This window comes from Micromonospora sp. NPDC049523 (assembly GCF_040676775.1).
Taxonomy (GTDB): domain Bacteria; phylum Actinomycetota; class Actinomycetes; order Mycobacteriales; family Micromonosporaceae; genus Micromonospora_G.
The window spans coordinates 305614-324408 of the sequence record NZ_JBFAPP010000003.1; the positions used below are offsets into that span (position 1 = coordinate 305614).

General features: G+C 70.9%; 15 protein-coding genes and 1 pseudogene. 9 read left to right on the forward strand and 7 right to left on the reverse strand.

All coding sequences use genetic code 11. From position 1 onward, the window contains the following. The first annotated feature begins 12 nt into the window (after positions 1-12). A complete protein-coding gene (gene yicI / locus AB0J90_RS06015; RefSeq protein WP_363592653.1) occupies positions 13-2298 on the forward strand; it encodes an alpha-xylosidase in 2286 nt (761 codons plus the stop codon). 104 nt (positions 2299-2402) lie between these two features. On the opposite strand, the gene AB0J90_RS06020 is transcribed toward yicI, so the two are convergent. From AB0J90_RS06020 to AB0J90_RS06030, 3 genes and pseudogenes are all read right to left on the reverse strand, one after another. Further along, positions 2403-3137: a hypothetical protein gene (locus AB0J90_RS06020; RefSeq protein ID WP_363592655.1), complete on the reverse strand. Its 735-nt coding sequence runs from the start codon at positions 3135-3137 to the stop codon at positions 2403-2405. Further along, a complete protein-coding gene (locus AB0J90_RS06025) occupies positions 3138-3935 on the reverse strand; it encodes an ABC transporter permease (RefSeq protein WP_363592657.1) in 798 nt (265 codons plus the stop codon). It abuts the gene before it with no gap. Continuing rightward, positions 3932-4830, reverse strand: a pseudogene (locus AB0J90_RS06030) (ATP-binding cassette domain-containing protein). The gene AB0J90_RS06025 and the pseudogene AB0J90_RS06030 overlap by 4 nt, the downstream one beginning before the upstream one ends. 129 nt (positions 4831-4959) lie before the next feature. On the opposite strand from AB0J90_RS06030, the gene AB0J90_RS06035 reads away from it, so the two are divergent. Both AB0J90_RS06035 and AB0J90_RS06040 read left to right on the forward strand, forming a co-directional pair. Continuing rightward, positions 4960-6210, forward strand: coding sequence for a histidine kinase (locus AB0J90_RS06035; protein WP_363592659.1), 1251 nt, complete (start codon positions 4960-4962; stop codon positions 6208-6210). After that, positions 6189-7013: a response regulator transcription factor gene (locus tag AB0J90_RS06040; protein ID WP_363592953.1), complete on the forward strand. Its 825-nt coding sequence runs from the start codon at positions 6189-6191 to the stop codon at positions 7011-7013. Before AB0J90_RS06035 ends, AB0J90_RS06040 begins: the two co-directional genes overlap by 22 nt. On the opposite strand, the gene AB0J90_RS06045 is transcribed toward AB0J90_RS06040, so the two are convergent. Continuing rightward, positions 6961-9429, reverse strand: coding sequence for a hypothetical protein (locus AB0J90_RS06045; protein ID WP_363592661.1), 2469 nt, complete (start codon positions 9427-9429; stop codon positions 6961-6963). The two genes, AB0J90_RS06040 and AB0J90_RS06045, sit on opposite strands and share 53 nt — an antisense overlap. A gap of 243 nt (positions 9430-9672) precedes the next feature. On the opposite strand from AB0J90_RS06045, the gene AB0J90_RS06050 reads away from it, so the two are divergent. Both AB0J90_RS06050 and AB0J90_RS06055 read left to right on the forward strand, forming a co-directional pair. After that, complete coding sequence (locus AB0J90_RS06050) at positions 9673-10407, forward strand: hypothetical protein (protein WP_363592663.1); 735 nt, start codon at positions 9673-9675, stop codon at positions 10405-10407. 124 nt (positions 10408-10531) lie between these two features. After that, positions 10532-11011, forward strand: coding sequence for an SRPBCC family protein (locus tag AB0J90_RS06055; protein WP_363592665.1), 480 nt, complete (start codon positions 10532-10534; stop codon positions 11009-11011). 21 nt (positions 11012-11032) lie between these two features. On the opposite strand, the gene aceB is transcribed toward AB0J90_RS06055, so the two are convergent. From aceB to AB0J90_RS06070, 3 genes are all read right to left on the reverse strand, one after another. Beyond that, complete coding sequence (aceB, locus tag AB0J90_RS06060; RefSeq protein ID WP_363592667.1) at positions 11033-12637, reverse strand: malate synthase A; 1605 nt, start codon at positions 12635-12637, stop codon at positions 11033-11035. Positions 12638-12816: 179 nt separating this feature from the next. Beyond that, positions 12817-13257 carry a hypothetical protein gene (locus AB0J90_RS06065; protein WP_363592669.1) on the reverse strand — a complete coding sequence of 147 codons (441 nt, stop codon included), beginning with the start codon at positions 13255-13257 and terminating at the stop codon, positions 12817-12819. 206 nt (positions 13258-13463) lie between these two features. Beyond that, the gene (locus tag AB0J90_RS06070) at positions 13464-14219 is read right to left on the reverse strand and encodes an aquaporin (RefSeq protein ID WP_363592671.1); all 756 of its coding nucleotides are present in this window, start codon (positions 14217-14219) and stop codon (positions 13464-13466) included. 148 nt (positions 14220-14367) lie between these two features. Between AB0J90_RS06070 and AB0J90_RS06075 the strand changes: the two genes are divergently transcribed. The 4 genes from AB0J90_RS06075 (at position 14368) to AB0J90_RS06090 (ending at position 18758) form a co-directional block, all read left to right on the forward strand. After that, the gene (locus AB0J90_RS06075; protein ID WP_363592673.1) at positions 14368-15456 is read left to right on the forward strand and encodes an NAD(P)-binding domain-containing protein; all 1089 of its coding nucleotides are present in this window, start codon (positions 14368-14370) and stop codon (positions 15454-15456) included. A 295-nt stretch (positions 15457-15751) separates the two neighbouring features. Next, positions 15752-16174 carry a hypothetical protein gene (locus AB0J90_RS06080; protein WP_363592675.1) on the forward strand — a complete coding sequence of 141 codons (423 nt, stop codon included), beginning with the start codon at positions 15752-15754 and terminating at the stop codon, positions 16172-16174. Positions 16175-16496: 322 nt separating this feature from the next. Continuing rightward, positions 16497-16889, forward strand: a complete 393-nt coding sequence (locus tag AB0J90_RS06085) for a cupin domain-containing protein (protein ID WP_363592677.1) — start codon at positions 16497-16499, stop codon at positions 16887-16889. 51 nt (positions 16890-16940) lie between these two features. Next, a complete protein-coding gene (locus tag AB0J90_RS06090) occupies positions 16941-18758 on the forward strand; it encodes a glycoside hydrolase family 15 protein (RefSeq protein WP_363592679.1) in 1818 nt (605 codons plus the stop codon). Positions 18759-18795: the final 37 nt, after the last annotated feature.

Genomic DNA, 18795 nt, shown 5'->3' on the forward strand with positions numbered 1-18795 from the left:
ATAGGACCCGAGATGAAGTTCAGCAACGGTTACTGGCGGATGCGCGACGGCGTACACCCGCTCTACCCGATGCAGGTACGCGACGTCGCGGTGGAGCCCGCCGCGCTCACCGTGTACGCCCCGACGAAGAAGATCCTGAACCGGGGCGACACCCTCAACCAGCCGCTGATCACCGTACGGTGCACCTCGCCCGCGCCGGACGTGATCGCGGTCAAGGTCGCACACCTGCTGGGGGAGCGGCCCCGGCGGCCGGAGTTCAGCCTCACCACCGACCCGGACACCGAGGTCCACACCAGCGACGGCACCGACTTCGCCTCCATCACCTCCGGCGCGCTCACCGCCCGGTTCCACCGCGGTGACGACTGGTGTCTCGACTTCGTCGCCGACGACCGGGTGCTGACCAGCAGCGGTTACAAGAGCATGGCCGCCCTCGACACCGACGACGGCTCGTACGTCCGTGAGCAGCTCCTGCTCGGCGTCGGCGAAACCGTGTACGGACTCGGCGAGCGGTTCGGCCCGCTGGTGAAGAACGGCCAGACGGTCGACATCTGGCAGGAGGACGGCGGCACCAGCAGCGAGCACGCGTACAAGAACGTGCCGTTCTACCTGACCACCGCCGGTTACGGCGTCTTCGTCAACCACCCCGGCCGGGTCTCGTTCGAGGTGGCCGCCGAGGCGGTGTCGAAGGTGTCGTTCAGCGTCGCCGGGCAGTCGATGGAGTACCTGGTCATCTACGGCCCCACCCCACGGGAGATCCTGCGCAAGTACACCGCGCTCACCGGCCGCCCGGCCCTGCCGCCGGCCTGGTCGTTCGGCCTCTGGCTGAGCACCTCCTTCACCACCTCGTACGACGAGGAGACGGTGAACAAGTTCGTCAGCGGGATGGCCGACCGGGACCTGCCACTGTCGGTCTTCCACTTCGACTGCTTCTGGATGCGCGAGTTCCACTGGTCCGACTTCGAGTGGGACCCGGAGGTCTTCCCCGATCCGGTCGGCATGCTGAAGCGGCTGCGGGAACGCAACCTGAAGATCTGCGTCTGGCTCAACCCGTACATCGCACAGCGTTCGGCGCTGTTCGCCGAGGGCATGGAGCACGGCTACCTGGTCAAGACCGCCGACGGGGACGTCTGGCAGTGGGACCAGTGGCAGGCCGGCATGGCCCTGGTCGACTTCACCAACCCCGACGCCCGCCGCTGGTACGCCGACAAGCTGCGGGTCCTGCTGGACATGGGCGTGGACGCGTTCAAGACCGACTTCGGCGAGCGGATCCCGACCGAGGTGGTGTGGCACGACGGCTCCGACCCGGAGCGGATGCACAACTACTACACCCAGCTCTACAACCAGGTCGTCTTCGACCTGCTGCGCGAGCACCGGGGCGAGGGCGAGGCGGTGCTGTTCGCCCGGTCCGCTACCGCCGGTGGCCAGCAGTTCCCGGTGCACTGGGGCGGCGACAGCGAATCCACCCCGGCGTCGATGGCGGAAACGCTGCGCGGCGGCCTGTCGCTGGCGATGTCCGGCTTCGGCTACTGGAGCCATGACATCGGCGGCTTCGAGGGCAAGCCGGATCCGGCCCTGTTCAAGCGCTGGGTGCCGTTCGGGCTGCTCTCCACGCACAGCAGGTTGCACGGCAGCCAGAGTTACCGGGTGCCGTGGGACTTCGACGAGGAGGCGGTCGACGTACTGCGGATCTTCACCCGGCTCAAGGCGCGGCTGATGCCGTACCTGTTCGGGCAGGCGGTGATCGCGCACCGGGAGGGGATGCCGGTGCTCCGGCCGCTGGTGGCCGAGTTCCCGGACGATCCGGCGGTGGCGTACCTGGACCGGCAGTACCTGCTCGGCGACAGCCTGCTGGTCGCGCCGGTGTTCGACGTGGACGGCACGGTCGACTACTACGTGCCGGCGGGCACCTGGACCGATCTGATGACCGGGGCGGAGATCACCGGTCCGCAGTGGGTCCGGGAGTCGGTCGGCTTCGACCGGGTGCCGGTCCTGGTCCGCCCCGGTACGGTGCTGCCGCTCGGCGCCGTCGAGGACCGCCCCGACTACCCGTACGCCGACAACGTGACCCTGGCCGTCTACCAGCTCCCCGACGGCGCCGACGTCACGGTCTCCATCCCCGCCCCCGACGGCACCGAAGCCGCCCGCTTCTCCGTCACCCGCACCGATTCCACCCTGACCGCCACCCGCCTACTGGGCGAACCCCTCCCCTGGCAAATCCAACCCACCCCCACCCACCCCCCAACCCCCCTCCCCGCCTCCCAACCCACCTGGTCCACCCCCCAGACCAGCCCCCGTTGATCATGAAGCTAGGTACGGCGATCGGCTCGGATCGCGTCGCTAACTTCATGATCGACGGGGTGGTTCGGTCGGGCCCGGCGCGGCGGGGGTCGGTCGGCCGGGGGTCAGGGGGTGGGGCGGCGCCAGTGTTGGTGTTTCTTCTCGTCGCGGATGACGAAACCTAGGTGGGCGAGTTCGGTACGGATCCGGGCGGCGTAGTCGGTCTTGCCGTCCTTGAGGGCCTTCTGTCTGGCGGTGAGCAGGACGTTCACGCCGTCGGGCAGGTCGGCCACCGGCGCCACCCAGAGCCGGTACTCGGCCCGGTGCGGATCCTCGTCCACCCAGCGGTAGCCCTGCGCCTCGAACGCCTCCCGCAGCAGCTCACCCTTCAGGTCGGACTTCTCCCGGGCCAGCTCGGCGCCGGCCGCGTCGAGCAGCACCAGGTGCTTGCCGTCGAGGAAGACCAGATCCACCGCTTTCCCGTCGACCTGCCGTACGGTGCCGTCGCGCCGGGCCAGGGTGACCCGGTCGGCGCCGACGGTCACCACGAGCTGCTCGTGTACGGCCGTCACCGCGACGATCAGCCCGGCCACCACGCCGATCGCGATGGCACCGAGGGTCGCCGCAGGATCGGGCAGATCGTCGACGAACTTCGCCGCGATCTTCACCGGTGCCCACGGCAGCTTCACGAACCAGTCGGTGAGCGCGTGCAGCCCGGCGATCGCACCTGCGCCCAGCAGCGGGAACAGGATCCAGATCAGCAGCCGCTCCCAGCCCGGCTCGGCCACCACCCGCTCGTCGGGTGGGGCTGTCGGGGCGGGCTCGGGTGGCGCCCCCGGCGCCGGCTCGGGCGGCGACATCTACGAGACCTCGCGGCGGACGATCCGGACCAGCCCGGCGACCAGCGGGAGCAGCACCCAGAGTGCCACCGAGACGGCCAGCCGGCCCCACTGCCCGGCGGTCACCTCTGATGTCGTCAACGGCATCGAGGTGACACTGAGGTCGAGCCACTCCGCCGCCCGGCGCAACCCGCTGATCATCTCGCCCAGGATCGACCAGAGGGTCGGCAGCAGCAGGTAGAGCACGATCGCCAGCGGGGTGTTCAGGAACAGCATGCCGAACGCGACGCCCATCGCCACGTTGACGACCTGGAACACCGCGGCGTACGCGATCATGACCGGTTCGAACGACCAGGTGCCGGCCCCGCCGAGTGCCCCGGCCAGTGCGGTGCCGATCGCCGCCACCGCCAGGCTGGCCAGCACGGAGACGAGCGCGGCGACGCTCGCCGCGAGCAGCTTCGCCGCCAGCACCCGGTGCCGCCGGGGCACCAGGGCGAACGTGGTCATCGCGGTGCGCTGCGACCACTCGCCGGTCACCAGCAGGATGCCGAGCACGGGCAGCAGGATGCCGACCGGGAGCAGCGACGGGACGAAGAAGTTGGTGAAGGTCTGGTCCTCGTCCGGCATGACGAAGAGTTGCACCGTGACGATCGCCGCCGCGGCCAGCGCGATCACGATCAGCAACCAGTAGCCGGCCCGGGTGTCGGCCAGCTTGCGCAGCTCGACCGCGGTGAGCCGGGCCAACCCGGGGCGGCGCAACGAGGGTTGGGACGCCGGTCCGGCCGGCGAGGTGGTCGGGCTGATGGTCGTGGTGGTCATTTGACTGCCTCCCGTACGGAGTCGCCCGCGGTCAGGGTGAGGAAGATCTGTTCCAGGCCATTGCTCTCGGCCGACCGCAGCTCGATCAGCACGACACCGGCATCGGCCGCTACCCGTCCCACCGCCACCGGCTCCGCCTGGACCAGCAGTCCACCGTCGGTGCTGGTGGTGGCGGACAACCCGGCCCGTTGCAGGGCCGTACGCAGCGTCTGCGGGTCGACCGCCCGGACCACGGTGCCGGTCCCGGCCAGCAACTCGTCCTTGCTGCCCTCGGCGACGACCCGGCCACCCCCGATCACCACCAGCCGGTCCGCCACGCCTCCACCTCGCGTAGCAGGTGCGAGGAGAGCAGCACCGTGCCGCCCCGGTCGGCGAAGTCGCGCAGCAGGCCGCGCATCCAGAAGATGCCCTCCGGGTCCAGCCCGTTCGCCGGCTCGTCGAGGATCAACACCCGGGGCTCGCCCAGCAGCGCCTGCGCCAGGCCGAGCCGCTGCCGCATACCGAGCGAGTACGCCCGTACGCGTCGTTTCGCCGCCACCGCGTTCAGCCCGACCCGCTCCAGGGTCTCGCCGACCCGCCGCCGGTCGACGCCCATGGTCATCGCGGCCAGGGTCAGCGCCTCCCGGCCGGTACGCCCGGCGTGCTGGGCGGAGGCGTCCAGCAGGATGCCGATCTCCCGACCCGGGTTCGGCAGGTCCTGGTAGCGGACCCCGTTGACGGTCGCGGTGCCGGCCGAGGGCGGGGTCAGGCCACAGATCATCCGCATGGTGGTGGACTTGCCGGCGCCGTTCGGGCCGAGGAAGCCGGTGATGGTGCCCGGTTCGCACTGGAACGTCACGTCGTTGACGGCGGGGTGCCCGCCGTACCGTTTGCTCAGATGGTTGACCGCAATCATGTGACCAGCGTGGCGGCGCGGAGCCGCCCACCGCTGCGGCCGTCGGTCGCGTTCGCGCGACCTTGGTCTACGGTCCGGCCTCGACTTTGGTCGCTGTCGGTGGGCGGTGACAGTTCGTAACATGGGTGCGTGACCGGTATCGCGGCTTCGGAGAACGCCTGGCTGCTGCCGTCCGCCCTGACCGCGACGCCGGACCGGGCCGGACGGCAGCCGAGGCGTACCACCCGTGACTGGATCGTCGACTCGCTCTGCTTCCTGATCGCCGCCGGTTTCGCGATCATGGTCTCCTGGGACCTGCACCAACGGGACCAGCCCGGCCCGCTGGGCGGCACCATCCCGGAGTGGGTACTCACCCTGGACGGCTGGCTGAGCTTCGCCCTCTGCGGAGTGCTCTGGGTACGCCGCCGCTGGCCGGTCCAGCTGGCCCTGGCCGGCCTGCCGCTGAGCCTGATCTCACCCCCGTCCGGGGTGCTCATCCTGAGCCTGCTCTTCACGGTGGTGGTGCACCGGCCGCTCAAGATCGCCGCACCGATCATCGGCCTGCACCTGCTCGCCGCGTTCCTCTTCTGCTGGCTGCGTCCCGACCCGACCATCGGCCTGACGGTCTCGATCGCCCTGACGATCGCGATCATGGCCTCGGTGGTGCTCTGGGCCATGGTCGTCCGGGCCCGCCGCCAGCTTGTCGTCTCGCTGCGGGAACGGGCGTACCGGGCCGAGGCCGAGCAGCAGCTGCGGGTCGCCCAGGCCCGACACCTGGAACGGACCCGGATCGCCCGGGAGATGCACGACGTACTCGCGCACCGGATCTCGCTGCTCAGCCTGCACGCCGGGGCGTTGGAGTTCCGCCCGGACGCGGCACCGGACGAGGTGGCCCGAGCCGCCGGGGTGATCCGGGACAACGCCCACCTGGCCCTGCAGGACCTGCGTGAGGTGATCGGGGTGCTCCGCGAGGAGAACACCGGTGAGGGGCCGGAACGACCCCAGCCAACCCTGGCGGACCTGGCCGTGCTCGCCGAGGAGTCCCGGCGGGCGGGGATGCGGGTGAGCATCCGGGAGCGGATCGACCGGCCGGAGGCGGTGCCCGCGGGGATCGGGCGCAACGCGTACCGGATCGTGCAGGAGGGGCTGACCAACGCCCGTAAACACGCGCTCGGGGCGGCCGTGACGGTCACCGTGGTCGGCGCTCCCGGCACCGGACTCAGCGTCGAGGTCAGCAACCGGTGGCCGGTCGGGCAGGTGCCCGCGCAGCGGATCCCCGGCACCGGCACCGGTCTGGTCGGGCTCGCCGAGCGGACCAGCCTGGCCGGCGGCCGGCTGGAGCACGGCCGGACCGAGACCGGCGACTTCCGACTGGCGGCCTGGCTACCGTGGTCGGCGTGACCGAGAGATCAACCGGGCCCGGCGTGGGTGACGATTCGACTGCCGCGGGCGGTTCGACTGCCGCGGGCGGTTCGACTGCCGCGGGCGGTTCGACGGCGGCCGGCGGGGTGATCCGGGTCCTGCTGGTCGACGACGACGCGCTGGTCCGGGCCGGGCTGTCGATGATCCTCGGCGGGGCGGAGGACCTTCGGGTGGTCGGCGAGGTGGCCGACGGCGGCGAGGTCGCCGCCGCGGTGTCCGCGTACGCGCCGGACGTGGTGCTGATGGACATCCGGATGCCCAGGGTCGACGGGCTGGCCGCCACCGAGGCGCTCCGGCAGGCGCCCGATCCGCCCGAGGTGCTGGTGCTCACCACCTTCGACGCCGACGAGCACGTGCTCCGGGCACTGCGCGCGGGTGCCAGCGGCTTCCTGCTCAAGGACACCCCACCGGCCGAGATCGTCCGAGCGGTGCGGCGGGTGGCGGCCGGTGAAGCCACCCTGTCGCCGGCCGTCACCCGCCGGCTGATCGCGTACGCGACCGGCCCCGGACCCGATGCCGCCGGTGCCCCGCCGACCGCGGGTGGGCGGGCCGGTACGGACTCCCGGCGGGACCGGGCGCTGCGGCAGCTCGCCGGACTCAGCGAGCGGGAACGCGAGGTGGCGCTGGCGCTCGGGCGGGGCTGCTCGAACGCCGAGATCTCCGCCGCGCTCTACATGAGCGTGGCCACCGTCAAGGCGTACGTCTCCCGGCTGCTGGCGAAGCTCGAACTCAACAACCGGGTGCAGGTCGCGCTGTTGGTGCACGACGCGGAACTGGTCTGAGCCGCGTCGAGTCCTCGGGTCGCGACCGGGGCAGTGGCACGGTGGTGGTGGTCGTCGCGAGTTCGCTCGCCAGCCGGTCCACGGTCAGCCAGACCGCCGGGTCGGCCCAGTAACCGGAGTGCCGCCCGGCGGCCGGCTCCGGCTGACCGTAGATGTGCCAGCTCGACGGTGGATCCGGCAGTTCCACGTCCACCCTCTCGTCGGGACCGCCCCGGTCGGCCGGGGCGCCGGCATCGGCAGCGAGTACGGGGCCGCCGATGTAGTCGGTCAGGTAGTAGAAGTTCCGCCACTCGTGCACGGCCGCTGCCGCCGTACGCTCCGAGGGGGAGAGCTGGCGCAGCACGGCGTCGCCGAAGTACGCCGGAAACGCCCAGCCGTACAGGGTGCGCAGCGGCGACCCGAAGGTCACCAGCCCCACCACGTCGTCGTCCGGCCGGCTGTGCGGCTGCAACAGCGCGGCGGCGGCGATCACGGTGCCCTGGCTGTGCGCGGTGACCACCACCCGCCCGCCCCGGTCGTGGATCCGCCACAGCCGCCGCTGCACCTCCGGCACCGCCCGCTCCGCGTACGACGGCGGGGCCAGCGGGTGGTACGCGCGCGGCCAGAACGTCATCACGTCCCAGAGCACGCCGATCCGTCGTCGACTCGCCAGGTTGCGCCAGCCTCGGCGCAGCAGCACGATGACCGCCAGCGGGATGCCGGACGCGAGGTAACTGCCCAGGGTGTAGGTCCACTGGGTGCCCCAGGGCAGCTTGCCGTAGACCACGTACCGCACCTGGATCGCGATCACCACCGCGGTCACCGCCACCGCCATCAGGGTCATCAGTTTGTCCAGGTCGTGCGCCATCCGGGCGAACCGTCGGGCCCGTGCCACCCGCGCTGCCCAGGCCCGTCCGTCCGGCGAGGGCGCCAGTACGTCCGATGTGGACATGCCGCCGCCGGCCGCGTCGTACTGCCAGCGTCTTTCGTCGGTGGGCTCGGCCACGTTGGCCCGGTACCACCCGCGGATCCGGTCCACCGTCGCCCGGTCCGTCCCCGCCCGCCAGTAGACGCCCAGCTCGTACAGGACGAAGAGCAGGATCAGCGCCAGCGGCACCAGCGTCAGGTAGTTGACCAACTTGCCGACGATCGGATAGATGTACACCTCCGCCCCGGTGGTCGGCGCGGACGGCAGCGTGCTCCGCGACGACACCTCCGCCACCAGGTCGGCGAAGCGCGACATCGCACCGAGCAGGACGACGTTGAGCGCGAAGACGCCGAGGACCTGCGCCACGAACGGGCCGAAGACGACAAACGTCCCCCGGTGCCAGCCGCCGCACAGGGCCGCCACCAGCACCAGCAGCAGGCTGACGAACACAGCGCCGAGCGTCAGGTTGGACACCAGCGGGATGCCTGGCAGGTAGCCGAACGGTTGGGCGTACCCGGGTTGGATCGCGGCGAACCAGCCGGCGCCGACCAGCGTGGCCGCGCCCACCGCGAGCACCCCTCGGGCACTGCCGGCCGGGCACGCGTCGAGCGCGGTGAGGACCAGTACGGCGAGCAGCAACCCGCCGCCGACCAGCAGCACACTCGCGTGCAGCCAACCGGCGGTCACCGGTGCCCCGGCCACCGACGAGGTGGCGTGGACGGTGTGCGCGAGGCTGAGCCCGACGAACCCGAGTCCCGCGCCGAGGTGCAACTGGCCCAGGTCGAGCGTGCTGCGCCGGCCGGCCCAGAAGCTCGGATCGGACAGGCCCACCCCGGGTTGCGCGGCGCTGCGCGTCGACTGCGTCGCGAGGACCCGCAGCGGTGGGCTGACCGCCTCGTAGCGGCCGACCGACCGCAGGGTCAGCACCGCCAGCAGGGCGACGAGGGCGAGCGGCACCAGCGCGCCGAGCAGCAGCCGCCGGCCCGGAAATTCGGCGAGCAGTGGGTCGCGCAGCGGACGCAGCAGCCAGCTCTGCTCGGCGCACCGGGCCCGACCCCCGCACTGGTACGCGAGCAGCTCCAGTGCGGTGATCACGCTGATGAGCAGCAGGTTGAGGGTGAGGAACAGTGCCGCCCAGCGGGCTGCCGTCCGGTGCAGCCGGAACCGCCACCCGGAGGCGTACGTCCGCGGGCTGCACATCCAGCCGGCGACGTTGGCCAAGGCGAACGGGAACAGCAGCAGCCACAGCACCCGGGAGCCGGCCCGTGAGGTCATCCCGCCCCACGAGTACGCCTCGACGTGCCGCCCGGCGACGTCGGCGCTGCGGTAGAAGCCGGCGATGCGGTCACCGGAGACCTGCAACGGGGCGTCGTCGCCGAGCAGGTCCTGCGGGGTGGTCCCGCCGACGCCGTGCAGCCGTATCTCGGTGACGCCGGTGAGGTCCGGTATCGGGGGTACGAGCCCGGCGGGGCGCTGGACCGGATCGGTGTCGAATCGCACGAGCGGCATGGGGCAACCCCTCCGATGATCGGCTCCGGAACCCCGTTTGCCCAGTTCAGAGGCGATGTCCGAGGTCATCGGTGCTTCTCCACCGTGCGCCCGGGACCGAGCCGGCGCAGTCGGATATCTGACTCAAATGGGCTAATAGTGGGAACTATCTGGTTTGCGCTGTCGGCGAGCCGACGCAACCGCCGTGATAGGTCGCCCGTGTAACGGGTACGGCCGGGAACCGGCCCATGACGAGGAGGAACGATGCACCGAGCACGGGGGACCGGCGGACGATGGAGGGTCGCGGTGGTGACGCTCGGGCTGGGCGGCGTACTGCTGCTGGCCGGAGCCGGCTGCGAGAGCGCGCCCGAACCGGCCACCGGTGGCACCGGAGGCACCGGCGGCGGGGCCGTACCGACCACGACCGCGATCACCGGCACGCCCACCACACCGTCCACCACATCGCCCGCCACGGCGGCGCCCACCGGCAAGCCGACGAAGCCGGCGACCCGCACGCCGAGCCGTCCGGCGAAAACCGCCACGAAGCCGCCGGCCGGCTACAACCCGGCGCGGGACTTCACCGACCTGGTGCCGCAGACCCCCGGCCTCACGCTCGACCGGCCCGTGAACGGCGTACGCCACGGCGAGCTGGTGGTCACCATCCGGAACAACGGACCGTTCCCGGTCGCCCGACTGATCTTCACCGTCGAACTGCCCGCGAGCATGTCCGCCGACGGCGGCGACTGGGCCGGCTGCGACCAGCTCCGGTCGCGGCAGGACGGGTTCCCGGCCGGGTCGAAGTGCGACAAGGGCTTCCTGGGCGTCGGTGAGTCCCGGGTCTACCGCCTCGGGGTCAAGTCACCGTCCTCCGAGGACAACAACGACAGCACCATTTCCCGCTGGCTCGTCGACACCTGGTCGGCCGGCCCACAGGGCGAGATGTACCGCGACACCGTCCCCGACGACAACCGCCGCATCTTCCGCGTCACCCGCTCCTGATTTCATCCGTCCACCCACACCCGAGTTGCCGTCGATCCGGGGCAAATCAGTGCCGGTCAAAGATCGACTGACCAAGATTTACCCTGGGTCGACGGATGTGGTTTTTGTTGGACGGGGGAGTGGGATGGGACGGCAGGATATCGACGTGACGGCCCGGTCGAGGGCCACGGCGGAAACGGTGTACGAGTTGCTCCGGGCCGGCGCCACCTGGCCGACCTGGTCGGGGCTGGACTCGTTCGAGCTGGAACGGGCGGTGCCGGCACTGGACGGGACCGGTACCGGTGAGCCGGGCGCACACGAGCAGGTGGGGGCGATCCGGGCGTTCCGTACCGGGCCGATGACCAGCCGGGAGGAGATCGTGGAACTGGTGCCGGGTCGTCGGCTCAGTTACGTACTCCTGTCCGGGCTGCCGTTGCGGGACTACCGGGCCGACGTCGACCTGACGCCGACCGCCGAGGGCACCACGATCCGCTGGCACTCGACCTTCCATGCGAAGGTGCCCGGCACCGGCTGGTTCTACCGCTGGTTCCTCGGACGGTTCATCCGGCAGACCGCCGAGGGTCTGGCCGCCTACGCCGGGAAGGACCGGTCCACAACGGACTGACCGGTGACGGTGGCACCCCGGTCAGGGCATCCGCTCGTACGCCGGCACGGTGAGGAAGTCGACGAACTCGTCCGCGACGGCCACCTCCAGGAAGAGGGCACGGGCGGCGGCGTACCGACCGGGGTCGCCGCCCAGCGCCGCGATCTCCTCGTCGGCGATCCGTTCGACCAGTTCACGGGTGACCAGCGGGCCAGGGCCCTCCCCGCCGCTGCCGGCGTCGAGGGTCACCCCGGTGTGCAGCCACTGCCACACCTGGGAACGGGAGATCTCGGCGGTCGCCGCGTCCTCCATCAGGTTGTTGATCGCCACCGCACCGGTGCCGGCCAGCCAGCTCGCCAGGTACTGGATGCCGACGCTGATGTTGCTGCGCAGCCCCGCCTCCGTACGCGAGCCGGGCGTGTGCCGTACGTCCAGCAGTTGCGTGGCGGTGACGGTGACGTCGGCGCGGACCCGGTCGAGCTGGTGCGGCCGGTCGCCGAGGCGGGCGTCGAAGATCTCCCGGCAGAGCGGCACCAGGTCCGGGTGGGCCACCCAGGAGCCGTCGAAGCCGTCGCCCGCCTCGCGCGTCTTGTCCTCGCGCACCTTGGCCAGCGCGGTCTCGTTGACCTGCGGGTCGCGCCGGCTCGGGATGAACGCGGCCATGCCGCCGATGGCGTGCGCGCCGCGCCGGTGACAGGTCCGGACGAGCAGTTCGGTGTACGCCCGGATGAACGGCGCGGTCATCGTCACCGTGTTCCGGTCGGGCAGCAGGAAGTCCGCGCCCCGGCTGCGGAACTTCTTGACCACGCTGAACATGTAGTCCCAGCGGCCGGCGTTCAGGCCGGCGGAGTGCTCGCGCAGCTCGTAGAGGATCTCCTCCATCTCGAACGCGGCCGGGAAGGTCTCGATCAGCACCGTTGCCCGGATCGTGCCGCGCGGGACGCCGAGGCGTTGCTGCGCGAGCACGAAGACGTCGTTCCAGAGCCGCGCTTCGAGGTGACTCTCCAGTTTGGGCAGGTAGAAGTAGGGCCCGGCACCGCGGTCGAGCTGCCGTCGGGCGCAGTGGAAGAAGTAGAGGCCGAAGTCGACCAGGGCGCCGGCCAACCGCTCGCCGTCGACCAGCAGGTGCTTCTCGGTCAGGTGCCAGCCGCGCGGCCGTACGACGATGGTGGCCAGGTCGCCGTCGCGCAGCGTGTAACGCTTGCCGGTAGGTCCGGTGAAGTCGAGCGTACGGTCGATCGCGTCCCGCAGGTTGAGTTGCCCGCCGATCACGTTTTCCCAGGCCGGGGTGTTCGCGTCCTCCAGGTCGGCGAGCCAGACCTTCGCCCCGGAGTTGAGGGCGTTGATGGTCATCTTCGCGTCCGTGGGTCCGGTGATCTCGACCCTGCGGTCGACCAGTCCGGGTGCGGGTTCGGCGACCCGCCAGTCGCCCTCGCGCACGTGCGCGGTGTCGGGCAGGAAGTCGAACAACCCGCCCTCGGCCAGCACCGCCTCCCGCGCCGCCCGGCGGGCCAGCAGGTCCCGGCGCCGGGACTCGAAGGCGCGGTGCAACTCGGCCAGGAAGCCGAGCGCCTCCGGGGTGAGTATCTCGTCGTACCGGTCGTGCAACGGCCCGTCGACCCCAACACCCTCAACACCCTCAACCACCCTCACCAGCACCCCTCCCAACCCTCACCCCAACACCCCACCCGCCGACTCTAGACGAGCCACCCCCACCCCCACAGCGCGTCGATCTTGCACTTGTGGTGGTACGCAAGTCGGGACAACTGCCCTGATTTGGGCGCCACAACTGCAAGATCGGCGAGGGAAGAGGTGGGCGTGGGGGGTTAGGGCAGGGGGGTGGCTTTGACTGGGCCGGTTTCGGGGACTTCGGCGACGGTGATGGTTGCTACGGCCTGGTCGCCGAGGAGGCGGCCGTCGACCAGGACCAGTCGTACGCAGTTCGGGTCGCCGGTGCGTTCCGGAAGGGAGCCGGCCAGGTCGCGGACCTTCGTGCCGCTCGCCTCGTCCAGGGTGAACCCGTTCTTGTCCCAGTCGCCCTCGACGGCGAAGAACGCTTTGCTGTCGTTTTCGAAATCGCCGTTGAGCACCACGGTCCGGTTCGCCCCGCCGAGTTCGCTCGACGTCTCGTTCAGCCCCCACACCTGGTACGACCCGGAGCCCGAGTCCGGCGCGTCGGCCACCCCGACCCCGGTGCAGCCGGTCAACCCGAGTGTCGCGCCGAGTAGCAGGAGCGGAAGTGCCCGCCGCAGGTGTCCGTATGCCATCCCGACCGCCCCGTCGTGGACCGTGATGGCGATCCGGGCGCCACCGACTGGGCGTCAGCCTATCGATCGCCGTCTCCACGTTCCAGTGGGTCGAGATCGGGAAGGGTTCCAGTGGGTCGAGGGTCGGGAAGGGGTTCCAGTGGGTCGAGATCGGGAAGGCGGGTGGAGGCCCGCTATACCCGGGCCGTCGACCGCGCCGGACGTCCTCAGGCGACGGCGGGCGGTCCCGGTGGTTCGGGGGCCGGGGCGGGGCCGCCGGGCCCGGGGCTCGGCGCGAGGGCCGGGCTGCGCCAGTCGGGGCCCAGGGTGAGCGGCAGGGCCAGGGCGGCGAGGATGCCGCCGATCAGCGGCGCCACGATGAAGACCCAGAGCTGGGACAGGGCCGCGCCGCCCTCGAACAGGGCCGGGCCGAACGATCGTGCCGGGTTCACCGAGGTGCCGTCCAGCGCGACGCCCACCAGGTGGCAGGCGGCGATGGCGAGGCCGATCGCGACCGCGGCGATGGCGCGCTGCTCGTACCGGCTGGTCACGGTGAGGATGACCAGGACCAGCAGGAAGGTGAGCACGATTTCCAGCAGGAACGTGCCGCCGAGGTTGATGTTGGCGCCATACCCGTTGGTGCCGAGCGCGCCGCTCTGGTCGACCACGTCGCCGCCCTTGACCAGAATCCAGAGCAGGAGTGCGCCGATCACCGAGCCGACCAGTTGGGAGATCCAGTAGCCGATCGCTCCGGCTAGCGAGATTCGACCGGTGAGCAGGGCGCCGAGCGTGACGGCCGGGTTGACGTGGCAGCCGGAGAGCGGAAGCAGCATGTAGGTCAGGACGAGCAGGATGAAGCCGAAGGTCAGGGCCACCACGACTACGCCACCCTCGACGCGGGCGGCGATGACGCTGCCGACGCCGAAGAAGACCAGCAGCAGGGTGCCGAGGAACTCCGCGCCGTAGCGTTTGGTGTTGTCCATGTCGTCAGGATAGGAACCTTTCAGCCGTTCCGATGACATTTCCTCCTGATTATGGCTCCATGTCGGGCCTGTCGTACCGCGCTGCGATGTGAGCCGACCGACGCCCACGGGCGGTACGGATCCACCCGTCCCGGTGGTTGTACCGGCCGTGGATGGCCGTGATGTGGACGTCGTGGTGATCGGAGCCGGTCAGGCCGGGCTCTCCGCCGGCTACTTCCTGCACCGGGCCGGGTTCGAGCCCGAGTCCGGCTACGTACTGCTCGACGGCGACGACGGGCCGGGCGGCGCGTGGCGGCACCGGTGGCGGACGCTGCGGTTGGACGGCGTACACGGGATCAACGACCTGCCCGGCATGCCGTTCGGAACGCCCGACCCGAGCCGGGTGGCGGCCGACGTGGTGGCCGAGTATTTCGAGGCGTACGAGCGGGAGTTCGGCCTTCCGGTGCACCGGCCGGTACGGGTCGACGCGGTACGCGACCGGCCCGACGGGCGCCTCGATGTGGTCGCCGCCCCGGTCGAAGGGGGTACGAGCGCCACCTGGACAGCCCGCGCCCTGATCAACGCGACCGGCACCTGGACCCGGCCGTTCTGGCCGCACTACCCCGGCCAGGAGTTGTTCCGGGGACGGCAGTTGCACACCGCCGACTACCGCGGACCGGCCGAGTTCGCCGGTAGGCACGTGCTCGTGGTCGGTGGCGGCACCTCGGCGGTACAACTGCTCGGCGAGATCTCCGAGGTGGCCCGTACCACCTGGGTCACCCGCCGGCCGCCGGTCTTCCGGGAGGGCGAGTTCACCCGGGAGGAACACGGCCGGGCCGCGGTGGCCCTGGTGGACGAGGCGGTACGCGCGGGTCGCCCGCCGGGCAGCGTGGTCGGTGTGACCGGCCTCGTCGACACACCCCGGGTACGCGAACTGCGCGAGAGCGGCGTCCTGCGCCGGTTGCCGATGTTCGAGCGGATCACGCCGGACGGGGCGGTCTGGGCCGACGGTCGTACGGTCCACGCCGACGTGATCCTCTGGTGCACCGGGTTCCGGGCGGCCCTGGACCATCTCGCTCCGCTGCGGCTGCGGGCGCCGGGTGGCGGGATCACGATGGACGGCACCCGCGTGGTCGCGGATCCGCGGATCCAGTTGGTTGGTTACGGTCCGTCGGCGAGCACCATCGGCGCGAACCGTGCAGGTCGTGCGGCCGTACGCGAGGTCCGACGTCTCCTGCGCCCGGCGGTCATCGGCTGACGGCTCGGCCGGTTGACCTTAAAGCCCTTCGGACCAGGGCTGATGTGCATGGACTGTCTACACAGGACGGAGCGCTACGAGCGTTTTGTGAGTGCTGCTCGTATTCAATGGTGTCTGTCCTTGATTGTACAGGTGTACGACCTGGTCACTGGCGGTAGTCACGCCTAGCCTTGAGGGGGTAAATGGCATTGATCAGGTGGGAATCTCGGTGTTTTCCCATAGATCAATGGATCTGTTCCATTTCCTCCCATCCCCGCAGGCTGCCGTCCAGCCTGCTCCAGCAAGGAGCATCACCATGTCCGAGTCCGCCACCAGCAAGAGCAAGTCCACCGCTCAGCCGTCCGCCAGTGCCGCCGAAGCGGCCGGAGCGGGCGGAGCGGGCGCCGAGTTTGTTCCGGCGACCACCGCCGGGCTGCCGCCGACCGCCCAGACCTTCTTCGCCGTGATCAACGGCGGAACCGGTGCCGTCGTACGCGGCTTCGGTGTGGTCTCCGCTGCCCGTCTCGCCGTCGGTCAGTACCAGGTCGTGTTCAGCCACGACGTCACCGGCTCGGCCTACGTCGGCACCATCGGCCTCACCGGCAGCGTCGGCACCTCGCCCCCCGGCGAGATCGCCGTCGTCGGTCGGAGCGGGGTCGCCAACGGAGTCTTCGTCCAGACCTGGACCTCCGCCGGTGTCCCGGCCGACCGCGCGTTCCACCTCGCTGTGCTTTCCTGACACCCCCGGCAGTGGTCCCCGGGACATGCCACGTCCCGGGGACCACTGGTGTCCGGGACGGGCGAGAGGTGTGGGGCGGGCAACGGGTGGGTACACGAGCGCGCGGCGCCGCCCGACCCCGTCGGGCGTCGCCGCGCTCTGGCCGTCTCCCACCACCGCAGCCCTTCGGCGGTACGCCAGCGGGGACCTGGCTCGACCGGTCCGGAAAGTTCTCCGTAGCGCCGGTCAGATATTGACGTTCCCACCCTCGCGGGCGGCAAACCTCCATCCCGGCACCGATTGGCGCGCGTCATCCGGTGCCCATCCGGGTAAGGAGGCGGTCATGGAGCATTTCACTATCGCGACCGTCGCCGAGCAGAGTCCTGACTTCCGTCAGGTGCTCTGGACCGGCGAGCACACCCAACTCGTCATCATGACCATCCCGAAGGGCGGTGAGATCGGCGAGGAGGTCCACGAGGACACCGACCAGATCCTCACCTTTGTCAGCGGCACCGGCGAGGCCCGGGTGGCCGGCAGGACCAGGAAGGTGGCCCAGGGCGACCTGGTGGTGGTGCCGGCCGGGACGAAGCACAACTTCGTGAACACCGGCCCCAACCCCCTGGTGCTCTACACCGTCTACGGTCCGCCGGAGCACGCCGACAAGGCGGTGCACCGGACGAAGAAGGAGGCCGACGCGGCCGAGGAAGCCGGCAAGGACGAACCACCGACCTCCTGAAACCGATGATCGTCGCGCGGTGAGTGGCGGGGATCGGGGTATCCGGGGGCGGTGTCCGAGCCACCGCACACCGACGCCCCGATCTCCGACTACGGCTTCCTCTCCGACTGTCGGTCGGCCGCGCTGGTCGGGCGCGGCGGCTCGGTCGACTGGTGGTGTCCGGCCCGGTTCGACAGCCCTTCCGTCTTCGGTCGGCTGCTCGACCCGGACGCCGGGTACTGGTTGCTGACGCCGGTCGACCGGAACCGGTCGGGGTACCGGACCGAGCGGGAGTACCTGGCCGGCACGCTGGTACTGCGTACGGTGCACCACACCGACAGCGGGAGCGTGGCGGTCACCGACGCGCTCGCCCTCGAACCGGGGGCACGTGGGCACGACCTCGGGCACCGCTCGCCAGCGGTCCTGCTCCGGGTCGTCGAAGGGCTGACCGGCAGCGTACGGATGCGCACCGAGTTCGTACCCCGACCCGAGTACGGGCTGCTGGCGCCGTACGTGCACCACCAGGGGGACCGGGTGGTGGCGGCGGCGGGGCCGGCGACCCTGACCATGAGCGCCCCGGTGCCGGTGCACTGCGAGCGGGGCCACGCCACCGCCGAGTTCGACGTCGACGCGGGTCGGGTGATCTCGTTCGACCTGGCGTACACGCAGGCCTACGCCCCGGTGCCGCCGGGCGACCCAGCTCGACGGGCCACCGTCGCCGACACCGTACGGTCGTGGCGGTCGCTCGACGCGGTGCACAGCTACGACGGCCGGTACGCCGACCAGGTCCGGCGCAGCGCACTGGTGTTGCAGGGACTGACGTACGTGCCCAGCGGCACCCTGGTCGCCGCCGCCACGACCTCGCTACCGGAAGACCCCGGCGGCAGCCGGAACTACGACTACCGGTACGCCTGGCTGCGCGACTTCGCGTTCACCATGCACGCGCTCTGGGTGGCCGCCTGCCCGGACGAGACGTCCCGCCTGTTCGCCTGGGCGGCCCGTTCCGCCGGCCGGATCGGCCCCGGACCGGTGCAGATCATGTACGGCGTGGAGGGTGAGCGGGACCTGACCGAGCACTCGTTGGCACACCTGCGCGGGTACGCGAGCAGCCGTCCGGTCCGGGTCGGCAACGACGCCTGGGGGCAGCGCCAGCTCGACGTACCGGGTGAGATCTTCGCCGCCACCAAGCGGCTCGACGACCAGCTCGGCGACTTCGACGACGAACTGCGGGCGATGCTGATCGGCCTCGCCGAGGAGGTGGTCGGCACCTGGCGGGCACCGGACTGCGGCATGTGGGAGGAGCGGGGTGCCGAGCGGCAGTACCTGTCGTCGAAGGTGATGGCCTGGGTGGCGCTGGACCGGGCGGTGCAACTCGCGCCCAAGCTCGGCGCGGACGCCCGGTCGCGGGTCGACGGCTGGGCGAGGGTCCGGGACGAGATCCGGGACATGGTGCTCGTCGACGGCTGGAACGAGCGCCTCGGCGCGTACGTCGGGGTGATCGGCACCGACGAACTGGACGCCTCCGCGCTGATCATGCCGTTGGCGAACTTCCTGCCGGCGACCGATCCCCGGATGCGGTCGACGATCGAGGCGATCGAGAGCCGGCTGGGCAGCGACGGGCTGATCCGGCGCTGGTCGGGTGACCCGGCCGCGTTCGTCCTCTGCACGTTCTGGCTGGTCGAGTGCCTGGTGCTGGCCGGCGAGCGGGAACGGGCCGAGGCGCTGTTCGAACGTACCCTGGCCCGGAGCAACGACCTGGGACTCTTCGCCGAGCAGATCGACCCGGCCAGCGGCCAACACCTCGGCAACACCCCCCAAGCCCTCTCCCACGTAGGCCTCATCAACGCCGCCTGGCAACTCACCGAAGACCACCCCGTCCTCCGGGGGTGAGGTGCCCTGTTGTAGAGAATGAGTGGCTACCCCCGAA